This window comes from Pseudanabaena biceps PCC 7429, from assembly GCF_000332215.1.
Lineage (GTDB): Bacteria > Cyanobacteriota > Cyanobacteriia > Pseudanabaenales > Pseudanabaenaceae > Pseudanabaena > Pseudanabaena biceps.
This window is the reverse complement of sequence record NZ_ALWB01000268.1, coordinates 1-5,975: the sequence shown is the minus strand read 5'-3', so window position 1 is coordinate 5,975 and position 5,975 is coordinate 1. Positions and strand designations below refer to the sequence as shown.

General features: G+C 44.2%; 7 protein-coding genes. 3 read left to right on the top strand and 4 right to left on the bottom strand.

Annotated features, from left to right (window positions below):
• Positions 1-34: 34 nt before the first annotated feature.
• The 4 genes from PSE7429_RS20415 to PSE7429_RS20400 form a co-directional block, all read right to left on the bottom strand.
• Complete coding sequence (locus PSE7429_RS20415) at positions 35-220, bottom strand: hypothetical protein (RefSeq protein WP_009629251.1); 186 nt, start codon at positions 218-220, stop codon at positions 35-37.
• A gap of 185 nt (positions 221-405) precedes the next feature.
• Positions 406-1,140, bottom strand: coding sequence for a molybdopterin-dependent oxidoreductase (locus PSE7429_RS20410; RefSeq protein WP_009629250.1), 735 nt, complete (start codon positions 1,138-1,140; stop codon positions 406-408).
• A 53-nt stretch (positions 1,141-1,193) separates the two neighbouring features.
• Complete coding sequence (locus PSE7429_RS20405) at positions 1,194-1,829, bottom strand: cytochrome b/b6 domain-containing protein (protein ID WP_009629249.1); 636 nt, start codon at positions 1,827-1,829, stop codon at positions 1,194-1,196.
• A gap of 176 nt (positions 1,830-2,005) precedes the next feature.
• A complete protein-coding gene (locus PSE7429_RS20400) occupies positions 2,006-2,443 on the bottom strand; it encodes a hypothetical protein (protein ID WP_009629248.1) in 438 nt (145 codons plus the stop codon).
• A 210-nt stretch (positions 2,444-2,653) separates the two neighbouring features.
• Between PSE7429_RS20400 and PSE7429_RS20395 the strand changes: the two genes are divergently transcribed.
• The 3 genes from PSE7429_RS20395 to PSE7429_RS24725 all read left to right on the top strand — a co-directional run bounded on the left by PSE7429_RS20395 (position 2,654) and on the right by PSE7429_RS24725 (position 5,846).
• Positions 2,654-3,784, top strand: coding sequence for a glycerate kinase (locus PSE7429_RS20395; RefSeq protein WP_009629247.1), 1,131 nt, complete (start codon positions 2,654-2,656; stop codon positions 3,782-3,784).
• A 418-nt stretch (positions 3,785-4,202) separates the two neighbouring features.
• The gene (psbB, locus tag PSE7429_RS20390; RefSeq protein ID WP_009629246.1) at positions 4,203-5,732 is read left to right on the top strand and encodes a photosystem II chlorophyll-binding protein CP47; all 1,530 of its coding nucleotides are present in this window, start codon (positions 4,203-4,205) and stop codon (positions 5,730-5,732) included.
• 6 nt (positions 5,733-5,738) lie between these two features.
• Positions 5,739-5,846, top strand: a complete 108-nt coding sequence (locus PSE7429_RS24725; protein WP_071590185.1) for a photosystem II reaction center protein T — start codon at positions 5,739-5,741, stop codon at positions 5,844-5,846.
• Positions 5,847-5,975 lie beyond the last annotated feature (129 nt).

Below are 5,975 nucleotides of genomic sequence, written 5' to 3'. Positions count from 1 at the left end.
GGCGCTTCGCGCCGCCACTCTCCATTTTGGTTTTCTATAGGGTTGCTTCGAGAATCTGAGCGGTGATTGCCCCTAAGATTGAAACCGTTAAGTATTTGCCAATCATCGGATTGTCGCCTAAGGAATTATCCTGTTTGCAGCCTGTTAAAAATAATGACCATGCCTGTGTTGCGTTAATGGTCTGAAATCGATTAAAACTATTTGTAAAGATTAAACGCATAAATCTTATCTAATTAAAATTGAAGAATTAGTGAAGAATGCTGCATTGCTTGAGGTATTCGAGTTTCGATGCCTCAGATGAACATAGCACAGATATTGTAATAAAAGTTCACAAATCAAAAAAGATTAATCAAGAATTTAGCCTGCTGCTAGGTTGCTAGAATTTCATTGGCTATTGAGCGATCGCTATAGTCCCGCGTACCATTCGTAGCCAAGATCCTCCCAATAGCCTCGCTTTTCTCCAAGTTCCTTTGTCAGTTGAATTCTGGTTACCCATTTACTGAGCTTATAGCCAAGTTTGATCGGTGAAGCGAGACGTAGGGGCGCACCATTTTCTTTGGCTAGAGGCTGTCCATTTTTTTGGTATGCCATCAAGGTTTGGGGATGCATGACCGAATCGAGATCCCAGCTTTCATAATAGCCATCTGCCGAATAGAAATAGGCATATCTAGCTTGATGGGATGGCTGGGCGATCGCTAGCAGATCTCTGACCCTTACTCCACCCCATTGAACGATCGCCGCCCAGCCCTCGACACAAACATGGCGGATGACCATATTTCTAAAGGGTAATTTTTGCAGGTCGCTCATATTAAGACTCAGAGGATTATTCACTTCACCATCAATAATTAATCGATAGGTTTCAAGCGCGATCGCAGGAGTAAATCGAAAGGTATTGACAATTAATTTATCGGGTTCGATCGCACTAATCGGAAACTCTGGTATTGGCTGTTGGGGTTGAAAAATTAATGACTCGACCTGCTGGTTAAGAGGCTCCGATAAACTGCCTACTAGCCCTTCCGCAAGACTGCCAAAGCCAATTGTTAACAAGCCCATACCTGCCAAGGTCAAAAAGCGACGACGGGGAACCAAATCGGTATCGTCAAGGTTTAAATCTGGCAGTTGTTGAGGGTCTTCTGGCATGGCTTTTAAGTTTTTTAATGATCTTTAATGATAAAAAAATGATAAAAATTAGGTCAATCCTGATCGGAGAGAGCGGATTGGTCTGACCAAAACATGGAATCTAGCAAGCGATCGCCACCGACGTTCCGCCCTAGTTGGGAATGTATGGCAGCTAAACAGATTGTGATCGGGACTGCCATAAAATGGGTAATTCGCAGGGCATCCCATCCCCCAAAGCTATCTACAATCCAATAAAACTGAGCAGGCTTAAACATGCCTAACCCCGTAAAAATTGATAATAATAAAATCGGGATCAGCAGGGTATAAACCAAACGATGCCAAGCATAGTTCTTCCGCTTGTTATTTTGACTAAAAACTAGGGCTTTGGCATCTTTGCTGCTCATATAGCGATGTCGCCATCTTCGGGTCAGCACTACATAAATTCCATACCAAAGCAAATTCAACGCAAAGATCCACATTGTCGCAAAATGCCAATGCCTGCCCCCCGCTAACCATCCTCCTAAACCCAAAATAGGAGGAATATGTATACCCTCGCGTCCTCCAAATACGGGATTGGCGTTATAAATTTGGAGCCCGCTTGCGATCATCAAAAATAAACTAACGAGACTTACCCAATGGAAAATTTTAGCTGGCAAATCTTGGTGGGGGATTTTTGCTGCCTTTGGAGTTGGTTGAGTTGGCGATCGCATGACTATTCCTAGAGGCTTTTGTTTAGATTCTAGCCGAATCAATCGCGGGAACAAACCAAAAAAAGAGGTGACGCATGGCATCACCTCTTTTTTGAGGGTTTATTTCAAAATCCTAACTATTTTCTAGGTATTCTGAATCTTTAGGTATTCTAATTACTACCAAATACTACCAAATACTACTGAGGCTTTTTAGCATCGTCAGCGGGCTTAGCAGCATCAGGCTTAGGAGCATCACCAGGCTTAGCAGCATCAGCAGGCTTAGCATCAGACTTCATCGCATCGCCAGGCTTAGGATCCTTAGCAGCATCAGGCTTCATTGCGTCACCAGCCTTGTCCTTGGTAGCATCAGGCTTAGCAGCATCGCCAGGCTTAGCAGCATCACCAGGCTTAGCATCCTTAGCGGCATCAGGCTTCGCATCCTTAGCGGCATCAGGCTTAGCAGTAGACTTGTCTTTATCAGCAGCAGGCTTAGCATCTTTCGTAGCATCAGGCTTTGCAGCAGGTGTAGATGTAGCTGCTGGAGTAGCAGTAGGAGCTGGGGTTTCAGTAGCGCAGGAGACCAAACCAGCTGATAATCCAAGGCTTGCAACAATCAAAAGAGCTTTCAAGTTCATAGTTGTAATTTTTTCTGTTTAGTAATGGATCTAACTAATTTAGGGACTAAGTAAAAATATGTAGTTTATGTGGAGGAGCCTACGTATAATTACTCACTGATTTTATTCTATGTTAAATAATTGTTAATTAATAGCTTAATTTTTGTAAATTTGTAATCTGTATAGCTAATTGATCGGATAGATCGTGTAGAAGCCTTGTTAAGTAAGGAAATGATCGAAAATATACCTATAAGAATTTTTGAACTAATAATTCAAGGCGATCGCTTATCCAGCGCAGATCGTGAATTATTAGTGGGGGATATCAAAAAAAATAGCGATTGTTTTTTGCCGTTCGATGCATTATCAATCGAGATGATCGCAGATTCAAATATGGCAGATGAGGTATTTAATGACATCGTTGATCGGCGATCGCGTCTCATGGCGTTAGTGTATCCAGAGATCTCGCAAGCCTTGAGTTGTCAAAATATTCTAATTTCGCCCCATTCCGTCTTATTTTCCCTGTTGTGGTACTACTGGTTACCCCTCGCTCAAAAGCTGGTCTTTCAGCAAGAAAAAGCTGGGCGTACCTTGATCCAAGGCTTATTAGGTGGACAAGGCACAGGTAAAACAACCCTAGGGTACGTCTTGAATATATTGTTACGACATCTAGGTAAGACTTTCCTGAGCATCTCCCTTGATGATTTCTATAAAACCTATACCGATCGCCAAAAATTGCGTGATCACCGTCCCGAAATAATTTGGCGAGGTCCCCCCAGTACCCACGATATTGATTTAGGGGTTAAAGTTTTACAGAAATTACGCGATCGCCCACCTGCCCATAGTCAATCGATTTCTATCCCGCGTTTTGATAAGTCATTACATAATGGGGCAGGGGATCGGGGCGAGTCTGAAATTTCCGAGAATGCCGATATCGTTCTGTTTGAAGGCTGGTTTGTCGGGTTGCGTCCCCTGCCTGTTTCTGCATTTCGCAATTTTGTCCCACCCATTCTGTCGGAGCGCGATCTCGAGTTTGCCCTTGAATGTAATGCCAACCTACACAATTACTTACCACTCTGGGACTACCTCGATAGCCTGATCGTTCTCGTCCCTGAAGACTATACCTACAGCCTGCAATGGCGCATTGAAGCCGAACACAAACTAATTGCCACGGGGAAAACGGGCATGAGCGATCGCGAAATCGCCCATTTTGTGGAATATTTCTGGAAAGCACTACATCCTGAATTATTTATGCCCCGCATAGTCACTCCTACCAGTAGCAGCGATCGGGGCGGCGATTTGGTGGTTAAAATATCGCGATCGCATATGCCAACCAAGATTTACAGCCCCAAACACCGAATATAAGTGCTTGTGCAAAATAAATTACCCAAACCCGTAAAGTTGCGCCCCGTAGGGGCGCAATTTTACGGGTTTGGGTTTGTAATTAATTATGCCCAGCTACTTACATCTGAAGTCAGCTTTTAAAACCAAAGAGGGGAATGGCGACGCAAAGCGCCACCACTCCCTTCTCTAGCCAACGAACGCTAAAGCATTGACCTTGCTTTTTAGGTTTTATCGGAATCAATCGGAATCAATCGGAGGGAATAGTTTATTATGTTGATACAAATAAAATAATTAGACTTGTTGGTCGATTCTGACGCAGTTATTTCCTCACATTACCTTAAGTATTTTGAGTGGTAAGCAAAGTCAGGATCAATTATCATAAATTAAAATTAAGAATCGTTAAGATCTTACTCACTACATAGATTAAGGAACATTTGCAATGGGATTACCCTGGTATCGAGTGCATACAGTTCTCCTGAACGATCCAGGAAGACTGATCGCCACGCACCTGATGCACACTGCTCTCGTAGCAGGGTGGGCAGGCTCGATGGCACTTTATGAGCTAGCAATTTTTGACCCCAGTGACCCCGTCCTCAACCCCATGTGGCGGCAAGGTATGTTCGTCATGCCCTTCATGACCCGTCTTGGTATTACCAACTCTTGGAGTGGCTGGACAATTACTGGCGAACAAGTTGCTGACCCTGGTTTTTGGTCTTTTGAAGGTGTTGCTCTAGCCCACATCGTCCTTTCTGGTTTACTTTTCCTAGCTGCCATTTGGCACTGGGTTAACTGGGATTTAGAACTATTTAGAGATCCTCGCACAGGTGAGCCAGCTTTGGACTTGCCGAAGATGTTCGGTATTCACCTTTTCTTATCTGGGTTACTCTGCTTTGGTTTTGGTGCATTCCACCAAACAGGACTCTTTGGTCCTGGCATGTGGGTATCTGATGCCTATGGCTTGACTGGTCATGTTGCACCTGTAGCGCCTGAATGGGGACCAAATGGATTTAACCCCTTCAATGCTGGCGGTATCGTGGCTCACCATATTGCTGCTGGTATCGTTGGTATCGTTGCTGGTCTATTTCACTTGACAGTGCGTCCACCAGAGCGTTTATACAAAGCCCTGCGGATGGGTAACATCGAAACCGTTCTCTCTAGCAGCATTGCAGCGGTATTCTTTGCAGCCTTTGTCGTTGCTGGAACCATGTGGTACGGCTCGGCAGCAACTCCCATCGAGTTATTTGGTCCTACCCGCTATCAATGGGATAGCAATTCTTTCCAGCAAGAAATTTCTCGCCGCGTTCAAACTGGCCTCAATGCTGGCTTGAGTGCTGAAGATGCTTGGTCGAAGATTCCTGATAAACTTGCTTTCTATGACTATGTTGGTAACAGCCCTGCTAAAGGTGGTTTGTTCCGCGTTGGTCCAATGAATAATGGTGATGGTATTGCCCAAGGTTGGCAAGGGCATCCCATTTTCAAAGATGGTGAAGGTCGTGAGTTGAGCGTCCGCCGCTTGCCTAACTTCTTTGAAACCTTCCCTGTTGTTCTTCAAGATCAAGATGGTGTGGTTAGAGCTGACATTCCTTTCCGTCGTGCTGAATCAAAGTACAGTGTTGAACAGACTGGTGTTACTGTCTCCTTTGTCGGTGGAGAGTTAAATGGTAAGTCTTTTACCGATGCCCCAACCGTTAAGAAGTATGCACGCCAAGCTCAGCTAGGCGAAATCTTTGAATTTGACCAAGAAAAAAATAATTCCGATGGTGTATTCCGTACTAGCCCTCGTGGTTGGTTCACTTTCGGACATGCAGTATTTGCTCTATTCTTCTTCTTCGGTCATATTTGGCATGGTGCTCGTACCTTGTTCCGCGATGTGTTTGCTGGGGTTGACCCAGAACTCAGCGAAGAGCAAGTTGAATGGGGTGCATTCCAAAAAGTTGGTGACAAAACTACTCGCGCTATTGAGGCATAAAATTCAATGGAAGCTCTTACTTATACCTTTATTTTCGCTTGTTTGATTGGTTTGTTCTTCTTTGCAATCTTCTTCCGCGAACCGCCTAAGGTTCCTTCTAAAGATAAGAAGTAATTTCTATAAACAAAAAGCCCGCCTAGGCGGGCTTTTTGTTTAGAAAATGTGTGATTTTATAGCTATAGTCAGTAATGTTAGGACAAACATCAAACTCAATAGAGAGTTGCGGCGCGAAGCGCCGCAACT